Here is a 25,242-nt window from a genome sequence, read left to right on the forward strand (position 1 = left end):
ACGCTACCCGAACAACAGGGCCGCATTGACCAGCGTCGCACCGAGCCACGGGAGTGCGAGTCCAAGCGGGACGACGACGCGTTCGTGCTCGGGCATCGCGAGCCAGGTCGTCAGGCCGAGACCGACGGCGACACCCTTCAGCGCGCCTAACATGCCGATGCCGCCGTCGGCGATGGCCGTCCGAACTATCGGGTTGCCTTCGGTCAGTCCCTGCGTGAGCCCCTGTCGCGTCAACACGATGTCGCCCAGTAAGGTGACGGCGACCAGTGCCCACAACCACTGCTCCCGGCGACTGGCCGCCAGTACTATCCGTTCGACGTAGCCGCTGTGCGCCTGTTGCTCGTCGGGTACCCCACCCGTGTCGTACGCGTCTGTTGCCATGTCCGTCGACCCCACCACATCGCCGCGACCGCCCCACTAGTGCAGGCCGCGACGCCAGGTGCCGTACTGTGTTCTTTACTTACCGATCTTTCGGAAATAAGCTTTCGATCCGCTTCACCGGACCGAACGACGTCATTACCGCGGACTAGCCTCGTTCAGTGTGCTGAGGCAAACAGTTAATACCAATTCGTCTGAAAACTGTATGAGAATGACTCGCAGTGTTGGGCGTCCGATACGGACGGCCGCCCTCGGATTCGGGCTGCTCTGGATGGCAAGTGTCGTGTTCACCGCGCCCGTACTGGCACAGAGCGGCAGTGCAGGGACGGGCGGCCCCAGTTTCTGGTACGTGACGAGTCTCATCGCACAGGTGATGCTCTCTATTGGTGCGGTCGGATTCGTCGTCCAGGCCGCACGAGCGTACGGCGGTGAGATCGGCAAGGCGCTCTACGTCGCTGGCGGGGGCGTCATCGTCTTCGCCGTCTGGCGACTGCTCGACGGCGCGGTCAAGATCATGGACCTCCAGAGCCCCGGCGAAAGCATCGAGAGTGCGGTGTATCTCGTGACGACGGCGCTCCTCCTCGCCGGCTTCTACATGCTCTGGGAGACGATGAGCGAACACAGCCCGGCTTGAGATGACCAGCTACGAACGACTCGCCGAGCGGCTGATCGAGACCCAGCGGACCATGATCGGCAGGCGCGCCGTCGACATCGCTCGCTCTGTCGACGGACTGTCCGTGACCGACGACGGCGCAGTCGCGGACATCGCCGACGACGACCGGACGGTTATCGACGAACTGGTCGAATCTTACACCGACGTAATGGGTGACTCGGCCCGCACCAGACTCACAGACGTGGCGAGCGAGTACGACGACCTCACGCTTCCCGAGACCCTGGACGGGCCGGCGACCGCCGACGATGCGGCGTCCAACGGGGAGGCCACTGCCGCGGACGTGGACGAAGCCGTCTCGGCGGCCGAGGACGACACACGGAGCGAGGACGTGGTCACGGACATCTGGGGCGAGGACGCGACAGCCGAGACCGAGGCGGCCGCCGACCCCTCCCCCATCGACGTGGTCGACGGGTCGTTCGCTACCATCTACATCAGCGCCACGGGCGCTCGCGGTCAGGGCCCCGTTCCGGTCGGCCGGCTCATCGTCGATACCGTCCTCGCCGAGACGGAACTCGAACCGGACGACCTGGAGCATCTGTCGACGTACGTTTCCGCCGACGAGGTCGTCGCACTCGCCGAGGACGACGACCGGACGTCGCTTTCTTTTGCTATCGAACACTACGAAGTCCGCCTCGACGAAGACGGGTCGGTCACCGTGATGTGACCGCACGAGACGGGAGAAACAACTATTGGTCTCGACCCGATACCAAGTGTCATATGAGAGATGCACTCATCGTCGACGCGGTACGGACGCCCTTCGGCAAACAGAACGGCTCGTTCAGGGACACGCACCCACAGGACCTGGCGGCGGAGCCGCTGACAGCGCTGGCGGAACGGAACGAGTTCGACGGCGAGGAGACCGTTGAGGACGTCGTCTACGGCTGTGTCACGCCAGTCGACGAGCAGGGACTCAATATCGCTCGCCTCGCACCGATGGTCGCCGGTTGGGGCGACCGGGTGCCCGGCGTCCAGCTGAACCGGATGTGTGGCTCGGGCCAGCAGGCGGTCAACTTCGCCGCGACGAACGTCATGGCCGGGCAACACGACGTACTCGTCGCCGGTGGGGTCGAACACATGACCCGTGTGCCGATGGGCTCGGACGGAAACAGTGTCACGGAGACCTACTTCGAGGAGTTCGACGAGGTGACGACGCAGGGCGAGGGTGCCGAACGTATCGCCGAGGAGTACGGCTTCAGCCGGCAGGAACTGGACGGACTCGCCGCCGACTCCCAACAGCGCTGGGGCGACGCCTGGGAGGCCGGCCACTACGACGACCAGATCACGCCGGTCGAGACGGAGCTCGACGGCGAGGCTGTCACCGTCGAGCAGGACGAGCACCCACGCCCCGAAACCGACGCGGAGACTCTCTCCGGGCTCCCCCTCTCGTTCCGTCAGGAGGGCAACGGCGTCCACCACGCCGGCAACTCCTCGGGCATCGTCGACGGCGCCGCGGGCCTGCTGGTTGCCAGCGAGGACGCCGTCGAGGAACACGACTGGGACCCGATGGCTCGTATCGTCGCCACCGATGTCGTCGGCGTCGACCCGATTACGATGCTGAAAGGCCCCATTCCGGCGACGGAGGGGGTTCTCGAGAAGGCCGAGATGGCCGTCGAAGACATCGACATCTTCGAGGTCAACGAGGCGTTCGCCGCCGTCGTCGCCGCGTGGCTCGAAGAGACCGGCGCGTCCTGGGAGGACACCAACGTCAACGGTGGCGCCATCGCCCACGGCCACCCGCTGGGCGCGACCGGCGGTGCCCTGCTGACGAAACTCGCCCACGAACTCCAGCGGACGGGTCAAGACTACGCGCTGTCGACCATGTGCATCGGGTTCGGGCAGGGCGTGGCGACGATAATCGAGCGAGTGTAAGCCTACGCTCTTCGCCAGTGGGTACGCGACGCGCAACCGTTAAAAAAGCCGGGCGTGCAATCGGCGTGTGCCCTGTGCGACACGGACGGCGCGCCGCTCTTGCCCGCTTCACCGCACCGTCGAACTGCTCTTTGACCGCTACACGGTCAGGAAAACCGCCGGCACCCCGATGAGCGTGAGCCGGAGCCAGCGAAGCACGGTCGGCGTCGCGTGTAGCTGTTTCGGTGAGTGCCCGGTCCCAGGGCTCAGTCGTTCGAGGCCACCAGGGAATCGACGTAACGGTCGGCGACTCCCGGAAGCGACTCGCCGACGTCCATCCCGAGCGAGAGGTAGAAGCCGGTCGCGCCGTCGGCCGCTGCGAGCAGGAAGGCGGCGGTTGGCCGCGGGTCCACGTCCTCCTCGAAGGTGCCGTCCGCGACACCGGCTTTGACAATCTCGGCCAGCACGTCTATCGTGTTCCCTTCGAGTGCCAGCAGTGGGTCTCGGAGTGTCTCGTTAGGGGTGCGTGGGCGAGCAACTCCATGACGGCGACGTCGACGCCGCGGCGTTCGGTGTCGTCGCGGTCGGTAAAGAGGAGGTCACACGCTTCTCGAAGCCGGGACTCGGGGTCGTTCGCGTCGAGTGCGTCGAGTTCACGACTCAGGAAGCCGGCCGCCGCCTCGAGAAAGGCCACGACCATCTCGTCTTTCGAGTCGTAGTGGTAGTACAGCCCGGCCCCGCTCAACTCGCTTTCGGCGGCGATTTTCGCCGTGGTGAGCCGGGCGTACCCGTGTTCGGCGAGCGCCTCTCTGACCGCACCCGCGACCGCTGCCGTCGTGTCGGGCGGAACGGGCTCCTCTTCCATGCCCACGAGTGAGTGTTCAGTTGTATGCCCCTTTCGCTCCGAACCGGCTGACATACGCGGGCCGCTATCCCCCGCTCGCGTTCAGTAGGTCGGTCTCGATGGTCGACTGCTGGCCGAGCGAGTCGAGCGCGACGCGGTCGCGCTGACCGATGACGGCCACGGTAGCTTCGACGTCCACGTCGAAAGTGGACTGCTCGCCGTTCCGGACGTGGCGCACCCACCAGCGGTCCATCTTCGAGTTGTCGAGTACCAGGCGCGCTGTGATGATGTCGCTCGACCCGGAGTCGATCACCTGCTCGACGCGCGTGCTCCGGTCGGCCAGCGTGACACCGGCGGCTGTCACGGTGTAATCGATCGACTCCACCGTCACTGGCGTCGTGAGCTCGTTTCGGACTGACGTGCGCGTCCGGACGGGGGCCGTGTCGGGGGCGGCCCGTCCCCAGGAGGAACTGACGCCGGTGACGACCAGTGCCGTCTGCCCCTGTACTTCGACCTCCTCGTTCCGGTCGCCGTTCATACCGGCGAGCAGGTCCGTCGTGACGATGCTCTCACGGGTCCCGAGTTCGGCGTCGAACTTCGTCGCGCCCACGTCGGCCGTCGCGGTTGGCGTCGTCACCACCTGCGAGCGTTCGTCGCCGTTGAGATGGCGCGCCCACCACTGAGGCACCTCGCCGTTGTCTTTCAGGCTGGTCAGCGAGAGCGTATCGCTTCCCGGTTCGACCGTATCGAGGACAGTCGACCCGTCTGCGACCGGGACGCCGTTGATAGTCGTCGTCTGGCGGACGTCGAGCGACATCAGTGCGACCAGCCCCGGGTCGTCGGGCGTGTCGACGCTGGCGTCGGTTCGGATTTCGGTCGTGTCGTCGGTGACGGTGCCCCACTCCTGGTCTGTGTCGGTGACCGACGGCGGCTCGAAGGGGTCTGTCCGCTGTGACGTCTCGACCGGTTCGACGCTCGTCTCACCGCTGCCGAGCATGTCCGTCTGCAACCGGATGGTTCGGTCGAACACGCGCATGGGAACGCGCTGGCGCTCGCCGTCTCGGACGACGTAGCCGTACATCCGGACCGTCAGATTGCTCACCTCGTCGTCGGTGACGTGTTTGCGCCACCAGTCGGCCATCTTCGGCGTGTCCAGCCCGACTGTGACGTCGATACTGCCGGACTCGCCGGGCGCGACGTTCAGTCCCGCCTCGCGCTGACCGGTCCCGAGTTCGACGCCGTTCATCTCGACGACGTACTCGACGCCGGCCAGCCTGACGTCGTAGTCGTGAACGTTCTCCACGTCGGCCGAAAACAACAGCGGCGTCGTCTCCGCGTCGGCCGCGCCCCAACTGGCTCGCTGGTTCCGGAGCGTCAGGAGCGGGTCGCCCTGGAACGCGACCTGCCGAGCACCTTCGGTCCTGAACCCACCGAGGATCTCCGTCTCGACGGTCGAGGACTTCGCGGGAAGCTCCCGGGAGAACCCGGGCGCGTTCACCGTCGCATCGACGGTGAGTGCCGACTGCTCGTCGCCGTTGACGTGTGTTACCCACCAGTCGGCGATCTTCGAGTTCTGCATCGCTGCCGTGAGGCTGATGCTGTTCCGCCCGGGACCGAAGCCGACGCCGGACCGCTCGCCGCGGGCCAGCGTCACGTCGTTCAACCGCGCGGTGTAGGACACGTCCACCACGCCCGGCACGCCGACGGGATTGGGGTTGTCGACCGTGACGCTCGTGACGATCTCGGTACTCTCGTCGGTGATCGCACCCCACTCGTAGCTGGTCGAGCTGACCGTCGGCGCGGCGAACGCACCGGTCGCCGCCAGCACGCCGACCGTCACCACACCGAGGACGAGAACGACTGCGACGACGCCACCGAGTTTCAGCGCGACCTCACGTAGCTCCATTGTGAGAAACTATGGACAACTTAAGAATAGTTCCATCGACCAGATCGACGACCGATTTCGGTCGCGGTGGCGGGCGGTTAGCCCAGCGACACGTCCAAGTACAACGTGACGATGACGCCGAGCATGGTTCCGAGTGTGGCGATCCGTTCGTTGCCCCGGACGTGTGTCTCCGGGACGATTTCGTCGGAGATGACGAACAACATTGCACCGGCGGCAACGCCCGTAGCGTACGGGAGCAGCGGTTCGCTGCCCGACTGGAGGCCGGCGACGACCGCGTAGAGGCGCCGGTCGAGGCCGGCGTTGATCGCCGCGACCGACACCGCCAGCCCCTCCGGGACGTTCTGGATGCCGATTGCGAGCATGAGTGAGATGGCCTCCTCGGGTCGGCGGCGTCGGTCCGTCGCTCGCCGGTCAGCAGGTAGTGAGCGTGGGGCACCAGCCGGTCGGCCTGGTCGAGAAGAAGGACGCCCAGTGAGAGGCCGGCGATGACGAGGCCGCCGACCAGCCCCATCACGACCGGGTTCGTCCGGACGACGCTCCGGAACAGTTCGGCGACTGCGCTCACCGTTCGCCCGTTCGACGAACACGGCTAAATTAGTTCCTCGACCGCACACCCGATTGCGTCGACGTACTCCTCGCGCGTATACCCCAGCCGCGAGAGCCATACGTCCTGGTACGAGGGGTGTAACAGCGGCAGGACCGTCGTGTCGAGCGCGGGCCACGGGACGGGGTCGAGCACCGCGTCGAGGAAGCCGTCCAAGCCACGGCCGACCATCGAGAGTACTGACTCCGTGGCGTGTCTTCCGGTCGCGACCACGACACGGGGCGTGACTGCCTCGACCTCCTCGCGGAGGTACGGCCGACAGTTCGCCCGCTCTCCCTCTGCAGGCTCGCGATTCGTCGTCGACTCGTCGGGGTCGGCCGGAAAACACTTTACAGCGTTGGTAAAATAACAGTCGTCGTGCCCGTAACCGGCGTCGGCGAGCAGTTCGCGGATCCGTCGGCCGGAGTGTCGGGACGTGTAGGCCATCCCGGTCCAGTTGCCTCCCTGCCAGCGGTCGGCCTCGGGGTCGCCGTAGCCCGGTGCCTCACCGACGACGACCAGATCGGCGTCGAGCGGTCCGTTCCCCCACGAGAGACACTCCCGGGATTCGACGAGGGCGGAACAGCGTTCGCAGGTTTCGGCGAGCGGATTTCGGTCGTCGCCGTCCGGGAACTCGGGCATCGGGTCGTGTTATTGGCGGGTCGCACTCCACGCTGGCGATTCGCCGTCAGTTCGCGGTGAGTCGCTCCTCGACGAGAACGGCCCCGGAAGGGGTGTGGACGACCCGGATTGTAAGCCGATCGCCGGGGTTGAGTTCACAGGCACCGCTGACCAACCGGAAGTCGAACACGTCGCCGGCCCGGTACACCTCGTCCCGGAGTGCGCCCTCTGCCTGTCCGTTCCGTCCGTCGAAGATGTCCGCCCCTCTGACGTTCTCGTCCGCGTCGATGGTGTTCGTCGGGAGGCCGACGATCCGTCCTCGCTTCCCACAGGCGTCGTTGGCGTCGACGGCAATCTCGACGTTCGTCACCCGAACGGGGTCACCCGCCTGGTGGTAGATTCTGACGCGCTGGTTGTTGAACCCGCCGTCGTCGGCGACGAGTTCGCCGCTGGACTCGGCGACCACCGGTGCGGGGTCGTCGACCTCCTCGCCGAACCCGAACGCGCCGACCGACAGGACGGCGGCGACGACGACGGCGACGCCGACCAGCAACACCTCGCCGAGTACTTCCGACTGGCCGCGGTTACCTCCCAGCACATCTCTAATTTGCCGTTCGTCCAATATAAGTGGATGGTTGGGCCTGCGCTGTCGTGGCGCGGGACCGATTTGCATTTAGTCCCGGCGGCGAATTGAAACTACATGAGCAGGTTCGATCCGGTGGACGACCAGTACGAGCCTCGCGCGCTCGAAGAGAACGTCTTCGAGTACTGGGACGCGGTCGACGCCTACGAACAGACGACGGAACACCGGGCCGACGGCGAGCGGTACTTCTTCGTCGACGGACCGCCCTACACCTCCGGGTCGGCGCATATGGGGACGACCTGGAACAAGACCCTGAAAGACTGTTATATCCGCTATCTTCGCATGCAGGGGTACGACGTGACCGACCGCCCGGGTTACGACATGCACGGGCTCCCAATCGAGACGAAAGTCGAGGAGAAACTCGGCTTCGAGAACAAGAAAGACATCGAGGAGTTCGGCGAGCAGAAGTTTATCGACGAGTGCAAACAGTTCGCCGAGGAGCAACTCGAGGGCCTGCAGGAGGACTTCAAATCCTTCGGCGTCTGGATGGACTGGGACGACCCCTACAAAACTGTCCGCCCCGAGTACATGGAAGCGGCGTGGTGGGGGTTCGAGAAAGCCCACGAACGCGGCCTGGTCGAACAGGGGAAACGGTCGATCAACCAGTGTCCCCGGTGTGAGACCGCTATCGCCAACAACGAGGTGGAGTACCACCAAGTCGGCAAACCCTCTATCTACGTGAAGTTCCCGCTCCGTGAGCCCTCGGAACGAGCGAGCGGCGAAGCCGCGAGCCGTGAGGGGAGCCTCGTCATCTGGACCACCACGCCCTGGACCATCGTCGCCAACACATTCGTCGCGGTCGACGGCGACCTCAAGTACGTCGGTGTCGACGCGGAAAAAAACGGCGAGACCGAGCGCCTCTACGTCGCCGAGGCCTGCGTCGAGGACGTGCTGAAAGCGGGCCGCTACGACGACTACGAGGTCGTCGAAAGACTCGAGGGCGAGGAGATGGTCGGTTGGGCGTACGACCACCCGCTCGCGGAGCAGGTGCCAGACCACGCACAGGCCGAGGGGTCCCAGCAGGTCTACACCGCCGACTACGTGGAGGCCGACCGAACTGGCCTCGTACACTCCGCGCCCGGCCACGGTGAGGAGGACTTCGAGCGCGGGCAGGAACTCGACCTGGAGATGTTCTGCCCGGTCGGCAGCGATGGCGTCTACACCGACGTGGCCGGCGCGTACGAAGGCGAGTTCGTCCGTGACGCCAACGACGAGATCATCGGTGACCTCGACGCGTCGGGCCACCTGCTGTCGAGCGAGCAGGGACACTCCGTCCGCGAGGGGCAGTGCTGGCGGTGTGATACGGACATCGTTCGCCTCGTTACCGACCAGTGGTTCATTACGGTTACCGACATCAAGGACGAACTGCTCGACAACATCGAGGACAGCGAGTGGTACCCACAAGAGGCGCGAGACAACCGCTTCCGGGACTTCGTGGAGGACTCGCCGGACTGGAACGTCTCCCGCCAGCGGTACTGGGGCATCCCGATTCCGATCTGGACGCCGGACAGCGAGGCTTCAGCCTCGAACGGAGGCGGCGAAGCCGCCGGAGGTGACGGGGAGTGGAGCGGCAACATGGACGACGCCATCGTCGTCGGCACCCGCGAGGAACTGGCCGAACGCGTCGACCAGGCAATCGACCCGGAGCGCGTCGACCTTCACAAGGGCACCGTCGACGAATTGACCATCACCGAGGACGGCACCACCTACACCCGCGTCGGCGACGTGTTCGACGTGTGGCTGGACTCCTCGGTCGCGACGTGGGGCACCATGAATTTCCCCGAGCAGGAAAGCGAGTTCGAGGAACTGTGGCCGGCCGACCTCATCATCGAGGCCCACGACCAGACCCGCGGCTGGTTCTGGTCGCAACTCGGGATGGGCACCGCTGCGCTCGGGGACGTGCCCTACGAACAGGTCATGATGCACGGCTGGGCGCTCGACTCCGACGGCCGCAAGATGTCGAAGTCAATCGGGAACATCGTCGAACCCGGCGAGGCCATCGAGCGCCACGGCCGGGACCCGATGCGGTTGTTCCTGCTGTCGGTGACGGGCCAGGCCGACGATATGAAGTTCTCCTGGGAGGAGATGGCCGAGATGCAGCGCCGGCTCAACATCCTCTGGAACGTGTTCCGGTTCCCGCTGCCGTACATGCGGATGGACGAGTTCGACCCCGACAGTGTGGCCCTCACCGAGGCCGAGACGGAGCTGGTCGACGAGTGGATTCTCTCGCGGCTCCAGTCGGTCGAGGAGCGCATGACCGAACACTTCGAGAACTTCGAGCAGGACAAAGCACTCGACGCCCTGCTCGAGTTCGTCGTCGAGGACGTGTCCCGGTTCTACGTGCAGGTCGTCCGCGAGCGGATGTGGGCGGAGGACGACAGCGCGTCCAAACGGACTGCCTACGCCACGCTCTACCGCGTGCTGAAGGAGACGGTCGCGCTGATCGCGCCCTTCGCGCCGTTCGTCGCCGAAGAAATCTACGGCATCCTCACCGGTGAGGCGGGCCACGACACCGTCCACATGTGTGACTGGCCCGAACCCGACACGTTCTGGCACGATCCCGCTCTGGAGGGCGAGGTCGAGGTCGCCCGGGCTGTCGAGGAAGCCGGCTCGAACGCCCGCCAGCAGGCCGAACGAAGCCTCCGGTGGCCGATCACGCGGGTCGTCGTCGCGGCCGACGACGCGGAGACCGCCGCTGCGGTCGAGAGCCAGCGCGCCCTCCTGACCGAGCGGCTCAATGCCCGGGAACTCGAACTGGTCGAACCCGGCCAGAGTTGGGGCGAACTCGCGTACTCCGCCGAGGCCGATATGAGCCTGTTGGGGCCGGAGTTCGGTGACGACGCCGGCCGGATTATGAACGCTCTGAACGAGGCCAGCGTCGAGGAACCGACCGTCGAGGCGCTGGAAGCCGCGGTCGAAGACGCGCTCGGGGACCCCGTCGACCTGACCGAGGAGATGGTCGAGTTCGTCACGCAGACGCCCGACGACGTGACGGGTGTGGCCTTCGACGTGGCCGGCGACGAGATGGGCGTCGCCTACATCGACGCCGGCCTGACCGAGGACATCGAGAGCGAGGGGTACGCCCGCGAGGTGATCCGTCGAGTGCAGGAGATGCGCAAAGACCTCGACCTCGATCTGGAGGCGCGGATCCGTGTCGACCTCGACATCGACGACGACCGCGTGGCCGACCTCGTGGCCGACCACGAGGACCTGATCGCCGGGGAAGTCCGGGCCGACGAGTTCGGACCGGTCGAGGACGGCCACCGCAGGGAGTGGGATGTCGACGGTATCGTCATGGAGATTGCGGTCGAGGCGGTCCCGGCGGTGGAAGCGTCTGACTGACGTGTCCTACCGGGGCCGAATTTAGCTGAACGTAGGCGCTGAACCCCCTTCCTCAGCGAGCGCCGACCGAACGGGGGGCGCGAGCAGGGAGCGGATACGGCGCCGCACAGTTCTCGTACACGGTCCGAGGCCCACAGGCCCACGCAGTCACAACGTTCCTGCGTAGGGTGGTATACTATTGACCGAACCCACAGTATACGACCTCGACCCGGGAGCGCACTCGACGTACTCCCTGGACTACCACCTGATACTCACCGTGAAGTATCGGCACGGAGTGCTAACCGAGGAGCGAACACAATCCATCCACGAGGTCATCAGCGGCTCACGGACAACTACGGTGTCGAACTGACCACCCTCGACGGCGAGGACGACCACGTACACATCCTCTTCCGAGCGAAGCCAACCACAGACCTCCTGAGGCGAGGCGTATCAATGTCTTTAATCGCGTGGGAGAGTCAAAAATGTCGGTCAGAGTGGGACGTGTCATGGGCTTACGCGCTCCCTCCCACCCCTGACGGGATGGCCTTCGGCGCTGTTACCGCTGTGAGCGAGTAGGGTAGGGTATGGCAGGTCACAGTTTTGTCGCGATGACGGGCGCGGCGCTGACGGTGCTGGCGGCCCGTTCCAGCGTGTCGGTCCCGTAGATGGCTTCGATGCCGGCGCGGGCGAGTTTCGTCGTCGCGTCGCCGGTCAGCATCGGGTGAACGCAGGTGACGTACACCCGGGCGGCACCCATGTCGTCAAGCGCGGCGACCGATTCGGCCATCGTCGACCCGGTCGCCACGATGTCGTCTGTCAGCACCACGTCCCGCCCGTCCACGTCGGCGTCGCGGGGTCGAATCTCGACTTCCGAACCGGAGAGTCGGGTCTTCTCGAAGTAGTCCGTGCGGCCGCGCCCGTATGCGCCCTGCACCGTGTCGGCGATGTTGACCGCGCCCTCGTCGGGCGAGAGAAAGACTGGTTCGGTCAGGTCTTCAGGAAGCGGGTCGGCCAACTGGGCGGCGGCGTCGACGGCCTCGGCCGGCACGTCGAAGTAATCGACGACTGTCGGCTCGTGGGGGTTGACGGTCAGCACGCGGTCGGTGCCGGGACTCAGCGCCTTTGCCATCGCGCGGGCCGAGACTGGTTGGCCGGGCTCGAAGGCCTCGTCCTGCCGGGCGTAGCCCATGTAGGGGATGACGGTCGTGACGTGACTGGCACCGGCCTCGCGCACGGCGTCCTGAAGCTGGAGCAACTCGACGTGTGTGTCGCTCGAGTCCGTTGCGGCGATGATTACCGCTTCGTCGGCGTCGAAGTACGGAACCTGTGCCATGTGCTCCCCGTCGGGGAACCGCTCGAAAGAGACGGGCGCGAGGTCCGCGTCGGTCGCCGCGGCGACGGACGCGGCCAGCGACTGGGAACTGGAGCCACTGACGATCATAGTCGAGTCGTCGCTACGGCGACTCTAAAACCCATCTCTTTGGTCCGTCCGCCGGTCACCGCGGACCCGGAGTGCCGGAGCGCAACCGCTTAGTGTCGACTGGCTGTACGCTCGCCTGTGAACCCGTACGCCCTCCTCGCCGCGGCAATCGCGTCCGAGCTGGTCGCCACGGTGTCGCTCAAGCTCTCGCAGGGCTTCTCGAAGCCCCTGCCCAGTCTCGGGGTCGTCGTCGGCTACGGCGTGGCCTTCGCCCTGCTCTCGCTGGTCCTGGAAGAGCTCCCAATCGGTATGGTCTACGCGACGTGGGCCGCGCTCGGCATCGTCGGTATCGCGGCCGTCGGCGTCGTCGCCTTCGGCGAACGGCTCGACCCCGCCGGGGTGGCCGGTATCGCCTGTATCGTCCTCGGCGTCGTCCTGCTGAACGTCGTCTCTGAGACGTCCGCCCACTGATTCGATTCACGAACTGGGGGCGACGGCGAGTCCACACGCGCCGGACAGGCCGAGCGCCCGGGTGCGCCAGCCGTCGCCGGCGTCGACAAGCAGCGTCCCGCTCTCGGTGACGCCGTAGACACCGTCACCGTGGGCGACCGCCACGACCGACTCGTCGGCCGGGACCCCGCATTCGCGCCAGTCGTCCCCGTCGCCCGTGTAGAGCGCGTCGGCACTCGCGGCGTAGCCCCGGCCGGGACTGCTGGCGACCGCGGTGAACGCGCCGTCGCTGGCTTTCGCCCAGCCTGGGCCGAGGTAGTACAGGCCGTCGTCGGTCGCGGCCAGCGGCGTTCCGCCGGTCGCCACGTCCCGGGTGTCCGCAAGGCCGACGTGACCGGGGCCGTCGCCGACGCGGTAGACGCCCCCGGCCGCCCCCAGCAGGTCACCGTCGATAGCCCGCACGCCTTCGACCGTGCCCAGTGTCGTCCAGCCCCCGTCGTCTCGACGGGCGACCCGGCCGTCGGGCCCCGCCGCCAGGAGGGCGTCGCCGTCGAACCCGACCGCGACGGCGGGGCCGAAGCCGGTCGGGTCGTACCCCCCGTCGGAACTGACGAGTACGTCGTCGTCGGTCGCGACGGCCAGAAAGTCGGGACCGGCGGCCACGTCCTGAGCGGCACAGCGGTGAGCCAGCGAGAACTCGCCGACGATGTCGGCCGAGACGGCGACGACGGCCACGCCGAGGTCGGCGGCGACGTACAACTCCGTCGTTCCAGTTTTTTCACCGTAGACCCGCTTCTCGTTGAGACTGGTGTCCGCGTCGCTCATAGGTGTCACTGGTTCGCGCGAGATTGAAAGCGTACCGACTGACCGGTCCACCCGAGTGCTGCTGGCGCGCAGTGCCGACGCTACCGACGCTCGGTGCTGCTATCGCCGCGGTCGCCATCGTCGTTCGCTGTCACGGACTCCGTCGACGACGCCGCGGCCGCTTCCGTCATCGTCACCGCGGTCGCGCCGTCGGGTTCCCAGACGACCCGGACGGCGAACGCCGCGTCGACCCCGACGGTGAGGCTGTCGCCGGCGACAACGGCCGCCGTGCCGTCGCGTTCATCGCTCGCCTCCCCGCCGAGGGCGGCCCACGAACCCGTCGCGTCCAGTCCGTCCCCGCGAACGAACAGTGCGTCGGCACGGACGCGGTCACCTCCCTGGTGGCTGATCGTCGCCGTCTCACCGGCGTGGTCGACCTCGAACACTGCCCCCGGCGCGATACTCGACTCACCACGCGGGGTGCTCGACCGCGACCAGACCCGCCACTCGCCGTCCTGAACCCGCAGTTCGAGGGTCTGTGACACCGCCGCGGCGCCGGCCTCGACCATGTCCCCCGTTCTGAACAGCACCTCGACGGTCGCCTCCTCTTGACCCGACTCGACGGTTTCGGTCCGCTCGACCGTTATCGACCTGGACGCCAGTTCCTGCGCCTCCGACGACGCAACCTCCTCGACTGGCCCCTCGTCGTGCATGAGTTCGTTGATTCTGGCCGCGTCGCCGCTGGTGAACGCGTCGAGAAACGTCTCCGCAGTCGCTTCGGGCCCCCGACTGGGGTCGTCGTCCTCGTCGGTCACCGCCTCGTCGGTCGTAGTCCCGTTCCCCTCCTCGGTTGGGTCCTGTTCGCTCAGACAGCCTGCAGCCGTGGCCGTTCCGGCCGCCGCCAGCGCCGATAGCAGCGTGCGTCGTTCCATACGGCGTGCCGACGGCCGGCAGGTAAAAAGGGGCGCTGGAGAGTAAAACAGCTGTTTTATCCACGCGGCCACACGGCCGTGCCAGTCACAGCGCCTGCTTGTACGCCTCTAGGGTTTCGTCGACGTCCTCCTCGGTGTGGGCGTACGTGACGAACTGGGACTCGAACTGGTTCTGTGAGAGGAACACGCCCTGGTCTTTCATCTTCGGCCAGAAAACGCGCCGCCACCGGTCGGTCTCGCCGCCGGCCACGTCCGAACCGGTTTTCGGGCAGCGGTCGTAGCGCGGACAGCTCTCGCGCTGCTGACAGCCGCCCTCGCAGTGGCCCTCGAAACTGCCGGGTGCCTCGCGGGTGAACACGAGTTTGAACATCCCGTCGGTGCCGGTGATGGTGTAGGCCGGGGCCTGGTCTTCGACGATTTCGCCGACGCCGAGCCGGAGTCGCTCGCCGAGGTCGTGGATATGGTCGTGGACGTCGTGTTCGGCGGCGTAACGCAGTGACTCGAGCCCGGCGGCCATCGTGACGGGGTGGCCGGAGAAGGTGCCAGCCTGGAACACGTCGCCGGAGGGAGTGAACCGCTCCATGAGCTGGGCGGAACCACCGATGGCACCGACCGGGAATCCGCCGCCGATGAGCTTGCCGAAGGTCGTCAGATCGGGTTCGATGCCGAACTTTCCCTGGGCACACTGGAGGCCGCCGACCCGGAAGCCAGTGATGACCTCGTCGAAGATCAGCAGTGCGTCGTGGGCTTCGGTGAGGTCGCGGAGAGCCTCGTGGTAGCCGTCGACGGGTTCGATGATACCGTAGTTGGCGAGGATTGGTTCGACGAGGACGCCCGCGATTTCGTCGCCGTAGTCCTCGAAGACGCGGTGGGCGGCCTCCTCGTCGTTGAACGGAATGGCGAGCGTCTCGTCGGCGAAGGACTGGGGGATGCCCGGGCTCGACGGTCTGGTGTCGTCGTACTCGCCCTCGACGAGGGTGCTCTCCTGTGCGCCGTGGTAGCCGCCCTGCATCACGACGATCTTGTCGCGACCCGTGTGGGCGCGGGCGAGGCGGCAGGCCGAGACCGTGGCCTCGGTACCGGAGTTGACGAACCGCAGCATCTCGACGCTCGGGACATGACGGGCGACGAACTCGGCGTGTTCGACCTCGATCTCGGTCGGCATCCCGTACATCGGCCCTTCGCTAGCGTGGGACTGAATGGCCGACTCCACGGGCTGGGGGGTGTCGTGGCCGTACAGGAGCGGCCCGAGGCCCATCAGCCAGTCGACGTAGCGGTTGCCGTCGACGTCGACGACGTGGCCGCCGTCGCCCCGCTCGATGAAGGGCGGGTAGGGCTCGATTGCCGCCCGCACCGCGGAGTTGACGCCGCCAGGCAACACCGACAGTGCCCGGTCGTACAGGTCGCGCGACTGCTCGTGAGTCATACCATCTCTTGGCCCGCCCGCACCAAAGACCTGACTCACTCGCCCCGGACGCACCCCCACACGCCGCCGGTGATGAGGTTTTACTCGGTCGCGGCCGCGACGTGCCTGCGGGCCTCCTCGCGGGTCATAGCGGATACAGCGCGGAAACCCACCCCTTCAGGGGTGGGAGGAAGCGCGTAATCTCCGGGGACCAAACCACCACACAACAGCCCGGCCTACTCCCCGACGTATTTCAACCACCAGCAACACATATGAAGTATGGATGTGCGGCGCACTGTTCCGGTCAAACTCGACGTGGATAATGATGGTGCCGCGCTCCTGCGTGAGACGGTAGACGAGTTCCTGTGGGCGGCAAACTACGTCGTAGACCACACCTTCGACGGCGAATACGTCGAAACCAGCAAGACCACGTTGCACGAGGAAACCTACGACGAGATACGTGACCGAACACGGCTCCACAGCCAACACGTCCAAGCCGCCCGGAACAAAGCCGCCGATACGCTCAAAGGCGTCGTCGCGCGGTGGCAACAGGGCGAGTACGCCGGAAAGCCCCACTTCTCGACGCCGACTGTCGTGTACGACAAGCGGTGTGCCACTTTCCACGACGACTACGCTTCCCTCGCCACGATAGACGGACGAATCGACGCCCAGTACGTTCTGCCCGACGACGAGCGGGACACGCCCCACGCCGAGTACCTGTTCGCCGACGACTACGAGGTGACAGGGGCGGAGCTACACCACAGAGATGGCGAGTGGTTCCTTCACATCCGCACAAAGGCGGAGGTGGAGTCTGACACACCGGCACAGGCAACGACCGGGCACCAAACCCTAACGGTCCTCGGCGTTGACCTCGGTGTGAACCAACTCGCCGTCACCAGCACAGGGATGTTCTGGACGGGCGACGAGTTCGACCACTGGCGGCGTGAGTACGAACAGCGGCGTGGCGACCTCGGGCAGTGCGATACGCGGTGGGCACACGAGAACATCCAGTCTGTCGGTCGCACAGAGACAGGGCGGTTGACACAGATGCTCCATCGTATCGCTAACGAAATCCTCGCTGAAGCCGACGAGAACGGCTGTACGGTAATAGCGTTTGAGCAACTGACTGGTATCCGCGACCGGCTTCCCGGTGCGTCGTGGGGGCACAAGTGGGCGTTCGAGCGTCTGTACCAGTACGTCGAGTACAAAGCCGAGCTACGCGGTATCGACGCGGAACAGGTAGACCCCGAGAACACGTCGCGGCGGTGTTCGACGTGTGGATTCACCCACCCCGACAACCGCGACGGCGAGGCGTTCGAGTGCCTGAAATGCGGCTACCAGAACCACGCCGACTACAATGCCGCGAAGAATATCGGACTGCGGTATCTCCGCCGGAACCAAACTGGGGACGGCGGAGGCGCACCCGTAGGCGTGCGCTTAAACAGCGGGATGTTGAACGCGAACGGAGAGTATGAACCTCCTGCCGAGGATTCGGCCCGAGCGGGAGTCCACGCTGAAAGCCCACCCCTTTAGGGGTGGGTTAGCTTACGCCGCGAACGCCACAGACACAGGCTAACAGTTCCGGGTCTCCGAAGTCGTCGACCTGCTCCCGCCGGTCCCGTTCCAACGCGTCTGCCTCCGGCTCGTACGTAAAATACACCCGGTAACTACTCTGTACCACGCCCTCGATTCGGTGGTCCTCGTCCGGATTGGGCCCGGCGATCTGGGTCTCGCGTTCCGCCTGCATCTCGGCTTTCCAGTCTTCCAGCGTCTTCCCAGGGTCCCGCTCGTCGGTCACGGGCGTGTCGTCACGCTCTCAGAATAAAAATGCTCCCCCGGACTCAATTCCCGTCGAACGAGCGTCAGAAAACAGCGAACCGCGCACCGGTACCGTCCGGCGTCAGTCCTCGGTTTCGAGGTCGATCGCGAACTGCGCGTTCTCCCGGACGACGTCGAGGACGACGCTCGTGTTCGCCGCCTCCACGTCGGGGTCGGTCAGCAGGTCCTTTATTTTGCGGTTCATCTCGTCGGTGTTTCTGAACTTCCCGACCGTAACCACGTCGTGACTGCCGGTCACCTCGTAGACGCTGACCATCCGCTCGTGGTCACGCAGGCGGTCGATGACTGCTTTGAGACCGTTGCCATCCACACTGAGGTGGAAGACCGCGGTCACGTCGTAGCCCAGTCGGTCGTAGTCGACTACCGGTCGGTAGCTCTCGATGATCCCGTCCTCCTCGAGAGCAGACAGCCGCTTCGAAACCGTCGTCGCTGCGAGACCGGTTTCGCTGGCAATCTCGCGCGCGCTGGCCCGGCCGTCCGAGAGCAGCGCGTTCACGATGCGACGGTCTGTGTCGTCGACTGCCATTCGTCAGACCGCGTCTCGACCACGTTTGTCGGTGCGGATCTGGATGGCGTTGTCGACGTCGAGGACGAAGATTTTGCCGTCACCGGGGTCACCGGTGTGGGCGGCGTTCTGGATTGCGTCGACGACGTCGTCCGCCGGCACGTCGGCGACGACCGTTTCCAGTTTGACCTTCTCGTGGAGGTCGACGACGTACTCTTCGCCGCGCCACTGTCCCTTCTTGACCGGCTGGCTCCCGCGGCCGCGGACGTTGGTTACCGTCAGCGAGGGCGCGCCGACTTCGGCGAGGCCTTTTTTTACATCCGATAGCTTACCGGGCCGGATGAACGCGATCACCATCTTGATATCGCCGTCGTTGGGTGTGTCACTCATTGCTTCTCACCTTCCGTGTTGACATGACCGCCGTCAGTTTCGAACGCTGGGCCGCTACCGCCGTCGGTAACTGCCGTCTCGTCACCACGGTTGAATTCGGGGTAGGTCTCGACGCCGTGCTCGGAGATGTCGAGGCCTTCGCGCTCGTGACTCTCGGCGACACGGACCTGGCCGACGAGCTTGAACAGGCCGAAGACCCCGGCCGTCGCCAGGATGGTCCAGGCACCGATGATCGTCACGCCGACGATCTGTGCGGCGAGAACGTTCGCCGAGAAGCCGTTGACCGAGACGAACGGGAGCAGGATTGCGCCCATCGCACCGGCACTCCCGTGAACCGGGTAGACCGCACAGACGTCGTCGATCTTGAGCCGCTTCTCGATGAAGCTGAACACGATGGGGAGCTGACCGCCGGCCAGCAGACCGACCGCGAGCGCGCCCCACCACGTCGAGAGATGCGTGATGCTCGTGATGCCGACGAGGCCCGCGAGCATCCCGTTTGCGACGTACAGCGTGTCGACTTTCCCGCTCTGCAGCAGGGAGACACCGGCTGCCCCGATGGCACCGGCACCCATCGCGAGCGTCGTCGTCATTGCGACGCGGCCGACCGAACCGGCGGCCGTCATCGACGTTCCGAACGCACCGAGCGCCAGCGCACCGCCCTCGGTGGTCGTGAACACTGTCGCGGCTGTCCCGACATTGAATCCGTACCAGCCGAAACAGAGAATCAGCGTCCCTAGCACGGCGAAAGTCATCGAGTGACCGGGAATGACGTTGACGCTGCCGTCACCGTTGTATCGGTCCATGCGCGGACCGATGATGTACGCTGCCGTCAGGCCGGCGACACCACCCATGCCGTGGACAATCATCCCGCCCGCGAAGTCGTTGAAACCGACGCCTAGCACGTTGGCGAGGAAGCCACCACCCCAGGTCAGCCCGGTGACGACGGGGTAGATGACTGCCGCCAGCATGATAGTGTAGCTAACGTACGCACGGAGTTTTGCGCGGCCGGCCACTGCCCCGGAGACGATGGTCGCCGCCGTCATGGCGAACACCGCACCGAACAACCAGCTGACCCACCCGTCCGTGTTTTCGGGCGAGATGGTACTCTGGAACGCACTCGCGAAGTCGACCGCCCCGCCGCTGGTCAGTGCGGCGACGATCGTCGATACTGCAGCCCCGACCAGGAAAAACATGATGACCCCAACAGACCACGTCAACATGTTCTTTGTCAGCTGGTTGGCGACGTTTTTCGCACGTACCTGTCCGGCCTCCAGCATCGCAAAGCCCGCGTGCATGAAGAAAATCAGGAACGTGACTGTCAACACCCACATCGTGTTGACGCCGTCGATAATCGTCGCGGGGTCTGCCTGTAGCAGGGTCATGCAGCCACCCACCGTACACCAACGGGCAGACTACCCGTGTGGTTGTCTAACTTTTCACCGAAGCACGCTATGTTTGTTTGGTATTTCACGAGAGAACATCATGGAATCCCACTACATAAGCGTTAGGTTAAAAGATAGATTATTTTTGGAGGATAGATAGACGAACGTTCGGATTACAAGCAACTATTATGGATATAAGGTTGTATTCCGTCCAGTCTCTCGGTAACTGTGGTCTACATTTCCAAACGTTCGTGAACCCACATTTCGCCGGATGACCCGCTTGTAGCCGGTGCGCGAGCAGATAGTGCCGACTCTCAGAGTTTTGTGCCCATTTGGTACCGACTCGTCTCGACGGCCCGGCGTACTGTCGCATCTGTGTCGATGGTCGCCGCTTACCGACCGTTCGACCAGTTATTGCGACGAATCGACCGAGGGACTCACGTGGTTACGCTTCAGGCGCGAGTGCCAGTGCAGTCGTCAGACAGATTCCGCCGACCAGCAGGAGGCCGACTCCGACCGGTTCGGCCTCGACCGACAGCAGTGTCGGTGTGACTGCGACCCCAGCTGCCGCCAGCGCCACCGCAGTGACCCCGGCGGCGTGGGTCGCTTCCAACCGACGGGTGTCGGCCGCCTCGTCGAGCGACGCCCGGAGCTCCGCGGCCGTTCGGCCGACCGTCCAGGCGACGACGACGGCCGCGCCGGCCCCCACGAGTTGTGCGGTTCCGGCGCCCGATACGCCGCCGGCCACGACGGCGCCGAACTGCCCGAGACACCCACCCGTGACGAGGGCCGCTCGGCCACGGACCGACCCCGCGGCGAGTCCGAACAGCCCGAACGCCCCAAAGACCGTGGCGAGAGGCCCGACACCGGCGAGGACGAACGCCACGATGCCCGCGCCCGTGGCGTAGCAGGCGGCCAGTCGTCCGACCCTCACCGCGACCACCCGGCGGTCGCGAATGCGCGCTCGATCCGCTCGTCCGGCCCCAGCTCAACGACCGGGACGCCGCTGGCGCGAACGTCGGCCAGCCGGTCCCGGCGCTCGAACCGCGCGAGCGTCCGACCGGCCGTGTTCTCGACGGTCGGGTTCGGACTGACGACGCTGACCGGCCTCCCCAGCGCGGCCAGCCCCTCTATCAGCGTCACGGCAGCGTCGTCGACCGCCGGCGTCAACACGATCACTTCGGCGGTCGCGGGGAGGCGTTCGCGGAGCCACTCGCGACCGGCGTCGGCTCCGGCGCCCGCCACGTCATCGTCCTCGCCATCCGGTCCCTGCTCGACGGACCGTGCAAACAGTTCCCGTGCGCGCTGCTCGTGTGCGCGCCCGCGACCGGGCGGAAGCCACGCTCGACCGGGCCCCATCGTCGCGACGCCGACGCGGTGATCGTCGGCCGAGAGGCCGCCGAACAGCGCGTCGGCCCCCGACAGCGACCGCTCGACTGCGGTTTCGCCCTCCGGGGTCGGTGCAACCGCCGCGACGGACCGGGTGTCGACTACGAGGACGACCGGGAGCGACCGCTCCGGGTGGAACTCGACGGTCGCCAGTTCGCCCGTTCTGGCCCGTCGTCGCCAGTCGACGCGACTCAGCGGGTCGCCCCGTCGGTACTCACGAATCGTCCGGAACGTCAGGCCGCTCCCGGAGCCATCGACCGTCTGTCGGCCGGCGAAGCGGGCGTTCGCGGCTCGGAGTGGGAGCCGCTGGCCGTCGTTGAGCCCCGGTGGCTCACCCACGTCCGTCGCGTCGTCGGCCTCGACCTCTGCCCGGCGCTCGATCACGCCCGCGGCGTCCCGGAGGAGCGCCGTCGCGGGCTGGAACTCGTGAGCACCGGAGGCGGCCTCGACCGAGTACGACAGCCTGGCCGTCCCACCGGGCCGCAGGCTCGTCCCGAGACTCGGCGCCCCGTCGACGACCCCGAGTGCAGGCGGCACGCCGTCGACCAGTCTGAGTTCCGGAATCGTCCGGTCGCCGACGTTCTCGACCGCGAGCCGGACCGTCACCTCCTCGCCGGGGTCCGGCTCTGGCTCGCTCACCGTCCGGGTGAGCGCCAGCGTCCCGTCCGGCGGCGCGACCACACGACCGTACGCCAGCAGTGCGACCGCGAGGGCGGCGACGGGCAACAGTGCCGGCGTCCAGGTGAGGAGGCCGAGCGCGCCGGCGAGCAACGCCGCGGCGCTCAGCCCACGCCACCGCTCGGTCCGCTGGACCGTCCCGGTCACGCCGCCACCTCCCGCAGTGCCGCCAGCGCCGCGCGGGCCCGCCGCGAGAACGTCGGCTCGCCCCGAAGGAGCGTCCGCAGCCGGTCCCGGCGCGAAGGCGGGCGCGCCTGAAAAAAGGCCTGTGCGGCGTCGTCGTCCGTCCAATCGCTCGCCACGAGTCGCTCGCGCGCCGTCGACCGCGAGCAGTCCAGCTGGTCGGCGAGGACCCCGACGCCGACGGCTTCGATTCGCGCCCGCAACCGCTCCTGTGTTTCCTCGTCCCGCGTCGAGAGGCCGGCCAGTTCCCGGTCGACCTCGTCGCCGGGGACCGACCGTCCCCTGTCACTCGGGTCGGGGAGCGACCCGTCGGCCACCGTCACCGACGACCGGCTGAGCGCCGCCAACCCGCCGACGCCACCGGCCAGCAGCGCCGAGCCGACGAGGACGACCACCGTGAGCCCACCCCCGCTCACCGACAGCGGTGTGAACACCAGTACGGCCCCAGCGGCCGTCGACGCGAACCCGACCACGAGCAGAAGTCGCCGCATCAGTCCTCACCCTCGCTGTCGAGCGCGGCCAAGGCGTCGCGGGCGCTGTCCTCGCACTCCTCGGTCGGCTCGGTCGCGCCGTAGCGCACCCGACCGAACAGGTCGGTCAGCCGCTCGACCGGGCCGGTGGCCGCGCCGGCACGGACCGCCTCGCGGGCGAACTCCCGTGGCGTGGTCGACTCGCCGAACGGAGCGTCGAGCCCCTGCACCATCGCGCGCCATGCGCGGTACACCTCGTTGTCCACCGGTGCGTCCGAAACGGTCGGGCCTGCACGGCTCACGCCGTCGTCGTCGGCGTCGCGGTCGACCGCCACTGCCGGTTCCGGGGAGCCGCCGGACTCGTCCCCCCGACGTCGCAGTCCAGTCAGTCCGAGTCCGGCGACGACCACCGCAGTGACGACCAACAGCAGCATCGGACTCACCGGAGGGAGCGACCCCGCGACAACGCCGTAAACTCCACCGATGGGCCCGAGCAGGCCGACTCCACCGGGGCCGCCGCCTCCGGGGGCCCCACTGCCAGCCGTGTTCGCGCTCGCATTCGTCGTGTCTACCGGGCCGCTCGCGACGTTCGACGGGTCGAGGTCGGTGACGGCGGTGGCACCGACGGCGAACGCGAGCGCGGCTGCGAGGGCGACCAGGGCGACGAGCGGCGGACGTCTCTGCACGACTGCTGGTTCGACCTCGTGGGGCTTGAAAACTGGCCGGTTTTTCAGCGTCAGAAACCGACCGAAACCGGTGGCTTATGTCGACCCGTTACAGCCGTCGGGCCACGTCCTCGGCGAAATACGTCAGGATGAGGTCCGCACCGGCGCGCTTGATCGACAACAGCGACTCGTGAGCGACCGCTTCCAGATCCAGCCACCCCTTTTCAGCGGCGGCGTGGAGCATGGCGTACTCCCCGGAGACGTTGTACGCTGCGATGGGACGGTCGAACTCCTGACCGACCGCGCTCACGACGTCGAGATACGGGAGTGCCGGCTTGATCATCAGTACGTCCGCGCCCTGCTCCACGTCCAGTTCGACCTCGCGCATAGCCTCGCGGGCGTTCGCAGGGTCCATCTGGTAGTGGCGACGGTCACCGAAGGCGGGCGCGCCGTCGGCGGCGTCCCGGAACGGACCGTAGAAGCCGCTCTCGTACTTCGCGGCGTAGGACATGATGGGCACCTCGGTGTGCCCCGCGTCGTCCAGTCCCTCCCGGATCGCGCCGACCATTCCGTCGGTCATCGACGAGGGTGCGACCATGTCCGCGCCGGCCGCGGCGTGGGAGACCGCTGTCTCCGCCAGCAACTCTAGGGTCTCGTCGTTTTTTACTGTGAGGGTGGGGTCGTCGTCGGCCCTGTCCTCGATTACACCACAGTGACCGTGATCTGTGTACTCGCACATGCACACGTCGGTGATAACGTATGCGTCGGTCTCCTCGCCGATGGCCCGGACCGCGCGCTGGACGACGCCGTCTTCGGCCCAGGCCCGCGAGCCCTGGGCGTCCTTGGAGTCGGGGATACCGAAGAGAATGACGGCTTCGACACCGGTCTCGCGGATCTCCTCGACGCGGGCGACGGCATCGGAGACGGGGACGCGCTCGTGGCCCGGCATCGAGGGGATCGGCTGGCGGTCGTCGGTCGTCGCGTCGACGAATACAGGCGCGACGAGGTCGTCGGTCGAGAGGTCGACCTCGCTGACGAGCGACCGGACTCCGTCCCGTCGGAGCCGACGGGGCCGGTGCGTGAGGTGGTCCATGCCTGTCAGTACCGGCGGTGTAGGCAAAAACGCACTGTTCTACAGGGTGACGACATCTAGTTCGACCAGCAGCCACGCGCTGATCATAATAAGCGAGTTGTAGAGGCCGTGAACTCCGATCGGGACCCAGATCGACCCGGTTCGGTGGTAGCTGTACCCGAACCCGAGACCGACGAGGAACACGATTACGAGCATCACGGCCGCCCAGAACGGCGAGTAGCCCAGATACGAGGGGAGATGCAGCAGCGCGAAGAGGACGCCCGCACCGATGATCGCGACGGCACTCGATGCCACCTCCCCGAGGTACTGCTGGATGACGCCCCGGAACAGCGCCTCCTCACAGGGCGCGACGACGAACAGCGACAGCGGGATCATCGCGAGCATGAGCGCCTGCGGGTCGATCCCCGTCTCCGTGACGCGAACCGGCAGTAGTGGGCCACCCAGCGCGTGGGCGGCGAGGACGGCGACCGACCGGACGGCGAACAACGCCACCGCGCCGCCGACGACCCACGCCACTAGCCGGCCGCGACCCGGAACGTCGAGTCCCACGTAGCCGACGCCGCGGTCGGTTGCCTTGACGAACGTCAGCGCGGCCACACCGAAGCCCAGTTCGGCGAGTCCGAGCGCGAGGGCGACCGTCGGGACCGTCGCCGGCAGAAAAAACGTGGGCACGATCAACACGGCGCTGCTGATGGCGGCGAATATGGTCAGGCCGACTGCGACCACACTGCGTTTCAGGCGTGGCCAGTCACGTCGCTCCGCGAGCGATCCGGCGTCGGTCCGGTCCGGCCGGTCGATTGGGTCGGACATGTGTCTCTAC

General features: G+C 66.5%; 26 protein-coding genes and 2 pseudogenes. 7 read left to right on the plus strand and 21 right to left on the minus strand.

What is annotated here, in order from left to right:
- Positions 1 to 3: 3 nt before the first annotated feature.
- The gene (locus Q0964_RS10640) at positions 4 to 381 is read right to left on the minus strand and encodes a DUF5658 family protein (protein ID WP_299267088.1); all 378 of its coding nucleotides are present in this window, start codon (positions 379 to 381) and stop codon (positions 4 to 6) included.
- 208 nt (positions 382 to 589) lie between these two features.
- Between Q0964_RS10640 and Q0964_RS10645 the strand changes: the two genes are divergently transcribed.
- The 3 genes from Q0964_RS10645 to Q0964_RS10655 are packed head-to-tail and all read left to right on the plus strand — an operon-like array spanning position 590 to position 2,920.
- The gene (locus Q0964_RS10645) at positions 590 to 1,012 is read left to right on the plus strand and encodes a hypothetical protein (RefSeq protein WP_299267090.1); all 423 of its coding nucleotides are present in this window, start codon (positions 590 to 592) and stop codon (positions 1,010 to 1,012) included.
- Between the two features lies 1 nt (position 1,013).
- The gene (locus Q0964_RS10650; protein WP_299267093.1) at positions 1,014 to 1,715 is read left to right on the plus strand and encodes a hypothetical protein; all 702 of its coding nucleotides are present in this window, start codon (positions 1,014 to 1,016) and stop codon (positions 1,713 to 1,715) included.
- 53 nt (positions 1,716 to 1,768) lie between these two features.
- Entirely contained in the window at positions 1,769 to 2,920 is a 1,152-nt protein-coding gene (locus Q0964_RS10655) for a thiolase family protein (protein ID WP_299267098.1), read from the plus strand.
- 245 nt (positions 2,921 to 3,165) lie between these two features.
- Here Q0964_RS10655 and Q0964_RS10660 read toward each other — a convergent pair whose 3' ends face one another.
- The 6 genes and pseudogenes from Q0964_RS10660 to Q0964_RS10685 all read right to left on the minus strand — a co-directional run bounded on the left by Q0964_RS10660 (position 3,166) and on the right by Q0964_RS10685 (position 7,451).
- Positions 3,166 to 3,366 carry a hypothetical protein gene (locus Q0964_RS10660; protein WP_299267101.1) on the minus strand — a complete coding sequence of 67 codons (201 nt, stop codon included), beginning with the start codon at positions 3,364 to 3,366 and terminating at the stop codon, positions 3,166 to 3,168.
- Positions 3,367 to 3,368: 2 nt separating this feature from the next.
- Positions 3,369 to 3,764, minus strand: coding sequence for a TetR/AcrR family transcriptional regulator (locus tag Q0964_RS10665; RefSeq protein WP_299267107.1), 396 nt, complete (start codon positions 3,762 to 3,764; stop codon positions 3,369 to 3,371).
- Between the two features lie 64 nt (positions 3,765 to 3,828).
- Positions 3,829 to 5,649, minus strand: a complete 1,821-nt coding sequence (locus Q0964_RS10670) for an LEA type 2 family protein (RefSeq protein WP_299267110.1) — start codon at positions 5,647 to 5,649, stop codon at positions 3,829 to 3,831.
- A 77-nt stretch (positions 5,650 to 5,726) separates the two neighbouring features.
- Positions 5,727 to 6,214: pseudogene (locus Q0964_RS10675) on the minus strand (ZIP family metal transporter).
- A gap of 24 nt (positions 6,215 to 6,238) precedes the next feature.
- On the minus strand, positions 6,239 to 6,874 hold the full coding sequence (locus Q0964_RS10680; protein ID WP_299267116.1) for a uracil-DNA glycosylase: 636 nt from the start codon (positions 6,872 to 6,874) through the stop codon (positions 6,239 to 6,241).
- 46 nt (positions 6,875 to 6,920) lie between these two features.
- Complete coding sequence (locus tag Q0964_RS10685; protein ID WP_299267119.1) at positions 6,921 to 7,451, minus strand: type IV pilin domain-containing protein; 531 nt, start codon at positions 7,449 to 7,451, stop codon at positions 6,921 to 6,923.
- Between the two features lie 102 nt (positions 7,452 to 7,553).
- On the opposite strand from Q0964_RS10685, the gene ileS reads away from it, so the two are divergent.
- Together ileS and tnpA are read left to right on the plus strand one after the other, a co-directional pair.
- Entirely contained in the window at positions 7,554 to 10,838 is a 3,285-nt protein-coding gene (gene ileS / locus Q0964_RS10690; protein WP_299267122.1) for an isoleucine--tRNA ligase, read from the plus strand.
- Between the two features lie 178 nt (positions 10,839 to 11,016).
- Positions 11,017 to 11,258 (plus strand): annotated as a pseudogene (gene tnpA, locus Q0964_RS10695) (IS200/IS605 family transposase); the annotation flags it as partial.
- Positions 11,259 to 11,409: 151 nt separating this feature from the next.
- On the opposite strand, the gene Q0964_RS10700 reads toward tnpA, so the two are convergent.
- Positions 11,410 to 12,258, minus strand: a complete 849-nt coding sequence (locus tag Q0964_RS10700) for a ribose-phosphate diphosphokinase (RefSeq protein WP_299267125.1) — start codon at positions 12,256 to 12,258, stop codon at positions 11,410 to 11,412.
- Between the two features lie 117 nt (positions 12,259 to 12,375).
- Here Q0964_RS10700 and Q0964_RS10705 point away from each other — a divergent pair, with 117 nt between their 5' ends.
- Positions 12,376 to 12,708, plus strand: a complete 333-nt coding sequence (locus tag Q0964_RS10705) for a DMT family transporter (RefSeq protein ID WP_299267128.1) — start codon at positions 12,376 to 12,378, stop codon at positions 12,706 to 12,708.
- Between the two features lie 6 nt (positions 12,709 to 12,714).
- Here the strand turns inward: Q0964_RS10705 and Q0964_RS10710 are convergent, their stop codons facing one another.
- The 3 genes from Q0964_RS10710 to hemL form a co-directional block, all read right to left on the minus strand.
- On the minus strand, positions 12,715 to 13,512 hold the full coding sequence (locus Q0964_RS10710; protein ID WP_299267131.1) for an HVO_0234 family beta-propeller protein: 798 nt from the start codon (positions 13,510 to 13,512) through the stop codon (positions 12,715 to 12,717).
- Positions 13,513 to 13,592: 80 nt separating this feature from the next.
- Positions 13,593 to 14,423, minus strand: coding sequence for a hypothetical protein (locus Q0964_RS10715; protein WP_299267134.1), 831 nt, complete (start codon positions 14,421 to 14,423; stop codon positions 13,593 to 13,595).
- An 85-nt stretch (positions 14,424 to 14,508) separates the two neighbouring features.
- A complete protein-coding gene (gene hemL / locus Q0964_RS10720; RefSeq protein WP_299267137.1) occupies positions 14,509 to 15,849 on the minus strand; it encodes a glutamate-1-semialdehyde 2,1-aminomutase in 1,341 nt (446 codons plus the stop codon).
- Between the two features lie 258 nt (positions 15,850 to 16,107).
- Here hemL and Q0964_RS10725 point away from each other — a divergent pair, with 258 nt between their 5' ends.
- Positions 16,108 to 17,361 (plus strand): RNA-guided endonuclease InsQ/TnpB family protein, encoded by a 1,254-nt coding sequence (locus Q0964_RS10725; protein ID WP_299267140.1) that lies wholly within the window; start codon positions 16,108 to 16,110, stop codon positions 17,359 to 17,361.
- Between the two features lie 7 nt (positions 17,362 to 17,368).
- On the opposite strand, the gene Q0964_RS10730 is transcribed toward Q0964_RS10725, so the two are convergent.
- The 10 genes from Q0964_RS10730 to Q0964_RS10775 all read right to left on the minus strand — a co-directional run bounded on the left by Q0964_RS10730 (position 17,369) and on the right by Q0964_RS10775 (position 25,232).
- On the minus strand, positions 17,369 to 17,626 hold the full coding sequence (locus tag Q0964_RS10730) for a hypothetical protein (RefSeq protein WP_299267143.1): 258 nt from the start codon (positions 17,624 to 17,626) through the stop codon (positions 17,369 to 17,371).
- 102 nt (positions 17,627 to 17,728) lie between these two features.
- The gene (gene lrp / locus Q0964_RS10735) at positions 17,729 to 18,193 is read right to left on the minus strand and encodes an HTH-type transcriptional regulator Lrp (RefSeq protein WP_299267146.1); all 465 of its coding nucleotides are present in this window, start codon (positions 18,191 to 18,193) and stop codon (positions 17,729 to 17,731) included.
- 3 nt (positions 18,194 to 18,196) lie between these two features.
- Positions 18,197 to 18,562, minus strand: a complete 366-nt coding sequence (locus Q0964_RS10740; protein ID WP_299267149.1) for a nitrogen regulatory protein GlnK1 — start codon at positions 18,560 to 18,562, stop codon at positions 18,197 to 18,199.
- Positions 18,559 to 19,944: an ammonium transporter gene (locus tag Q0964_RS10745; RefSeq protein WP_299267151.1), complete on the minus strand. Its 1,386-nt coding sequence runs from the start codon at positions 19,942 to 19,944 to the stop codon at positions 18,559 to 18,561. Before Q0964_RS10745 ends, Q0964_RS10740 begins: the two co-directional genes overlap by 4 nt.
- Positions 19,945 to 20,389: 445 nt before the next feature.
- Complete coding sequence (locus tag Q0964_RS10750) at positions 20,390 to 20,878, minus strand: DUF7519 family protein (protein ID WP_299267154.1); 489 nt, start codon at positions 20,876 to 20,878, stop codon at positions 20,390 to 20,392.
- Positions 20,875 to 22,158, minus strand: a complete 1,284-nt coding sequence (locus Q0964_RS10755) for a DUF58 domain-containing protein (RefSeq protein ID WP_299267156.1) — start codon at positions 22,156 to 22,158, stop codon at positions 20,875 to 20,877. Before Q0964_RS10755 ends, Q0964_RS10750 begins: the two co-directional genes overlap by 4 nt.
- Positions 22,155 to 22,685, minus strand: a complete 531-nt coding sequence (locus Q0964_RS10760; protein ID WP_299267159.1) for a DUF7269 family protein — start codon at positions 22,683 to 22,685, stop codon at positions 22,155 to 22,157. The genes Q0964_RS10755 and Q0964_RS10760 overlap by 4 nt, the downstream gene beginning before the upstream one ends.
- Positions 22,685 to 23,350: a DUF4129 domain-containing protein gene (locus Q0964_RS10765; protein ID WP_299267162.1), complete on the minus strand. Its 666-nt coding sequence runs from the start codon at positions 23,348 to 23,350 to the stop codon at positions 22,685 to 22,687. The genes Q0964_RS10760 and Q0964_RS10765 overlap by 1 nt, the downstream gene beginning before the upstream one ends.
- 88 nt (positions 23,351 to 23,438) lie before the next feature.
- Positions 23,439 to 24,422, minus strand: a complete 984-nt coding sequence (gene hemB, locus Q0964_RS10770) for a porphobilinogen synthase (protein ID WP_299267165.1) — start codon at positions 24,420 to 24,422, stop codon at positions 23,439 to 23,441.
- Positions 24,423 to 24,461: 39 nt separating this feature from the next.
- Positions 24,462 to 25,232: a CPBP family intramembrane glutamic endopeptidase gene (locus Q0964_RS10775; protein ID WP_299267168.1), complete on the minus strand. Its 771-nt coding sequence runs from the start codon at positions 25,230 to 25,232 to the stop codon at positions 24,462 to 24,464.
- Between the last annotated feature and the right edge of the window lie 10 nt (positions 25,233 to 25,242).

The organism is Halorientalis sp., assembly GCF_028275115.1.
Lineage (GTDB): Archaea > Halobacteriota > Halobacteria > Halobacteriales > Haloarculaceae > Halorientalis.